This is a genomic window from Microcoleus sp. S28C3 (assembly GCF_036700785.1).
GTDB classification, from domain to species: Bacteria; Cyanobacteriota; Cyanobacteriia; order Cyanobacteriales; family Microcoleaceae; genus Microcoleus; species Microcoleus asticus.
This window is the reverse complement of sequence record NZ_JAUBPO010000281.1, coordinates 1-1,358: the sequence shown is the minus strand read 5'-3', so window position 1 is coordinate 1,358 and position 1,358 is coordinate 1. Positions and strand designations below refer to the sequence as shown.

Annotated in this window: 1 protein-coding gene; it reads right to left on the bottom strand. The window is 41.0% G+C overall.

Annotation, left to right across the window (positions count from 1 at the left end):
- Positions 1 to 61: 61 nt before the first annotated feature.
- Positions 62 to 1,333 (bottom strand): cystathionine beta-synthase, encoded by a 1,272-nt coding sequence (locus QUA13_RS32460; protein ID WP_333205202.1) that lies wholly within the window; start codon positions 1,331 to 1,333, stop codon positions 62 to 64.
- Between the last annotated feature and the right edge of the window lie 25 nt (positions 1,334 to 1,358).

Below are 1,358 nucleotides of genomic sequence, written 5' to 3'. Positions count from 1 at the left end.
TGCCGTTGGAGTATGGACGTTTGCCGGTCTTTGGGCGAGCGCACTTTTTGACCTGCTTAGTCTAAACTCCAATTCCTGATAGAAGAACTCTATAAGCTTCGGAAATATCGACTTTCTCATCTAAACTCGGTAAAGGTTTACTCATAACAGGCGCAACTTTTTGGTGAGAAAAATTAATCCCTTCATGCAGTAGTTTCATTAAAGCTGCTTCATTTAAACTGCCAATGATGTGATGGTTTTCAATAACTGGAACTTGTGAGATATTCAGTTTTTGCATAACTTCGATGACTTGACTCAATGTGTCCTGAGAACTCACAGAAACGAGTGAGGGAAAATCTTGTTTCTGGGCAAGTATCTCTTGAAGTTTTATAGTTTTTTTTGTTGGTTCTTCCCAAAAACCATTTTCCTGCATCCAGCTATCAGAATAGATTTTATTTATGTAGTTTCTTCCTGTATCTGGTAACAGCACTACAATCTGTTTCGGTTCTGATAATCGGGCTGCATATTTAAGGGCTGCTGCTACTGCTGTACCGCAAGAGCCTCCCACCAATAAACCTTCTTCTCGCGCTAGACGGCGAGCCATATTAAAAGACTCGCGATCGCTAACTCTGACCATTTCATCTATTACTTGGCGGTTAAACGTCTTCGGAATAAAGTCTTCACCAATTCCCTCAACCTTGTAAAGTTTTGGGGTGTCACCAGAAAAGATTGAACCTTCTGGATCTGCACCAACAATTACTATATTTGGATTTTGTTCTTTCAGATATTTGCCAACTCCGGAAATTGTGCCGCCTGTTCCCATCGCGGCAACAAAAACATCAACTTGCCCATTACTGTCTGACCAAATCTCTGGCCCAGTCGTTAAATAATGGGCTAACGGATTATTATGATTAGCAAATTGATTCGGTCTATAAGCTCCTGATATTTCTTTAGTAAGTCTTTCTGCTACACCGTTGAAACTTTCTGGAGAGTCAGGCGGAACTGATGTCGGCGTAATTACTACTTCTGCTCCATAAGCTTTAAGTAAGTTAATTTTATCCTGGCTCATTTTATCCGGCATCACAAATATGCAGCGATATTTTTTAATCGCAGCGATTAGCGCCAGACCAACTCCCGTATTTCCTGCTGTTGCTTCAATGATTGTCCCACCGGGTTGCAGTTTTCCTGCTTTCTCTGCGGCTTCAATCATGGACAGAGCTATTCTATCTTTCGTACTACCACCCGGATTGAGGTATTCTACCTTGCTATAAATTGTTGATTGAATTTCTTGACTAATACTATTAACAACAGTCCGGACAGTTTTTTGGGGTGAGTGGCGAGGAAAGCTATCCAAGGCTTAAAGTACAGTCATACATAAA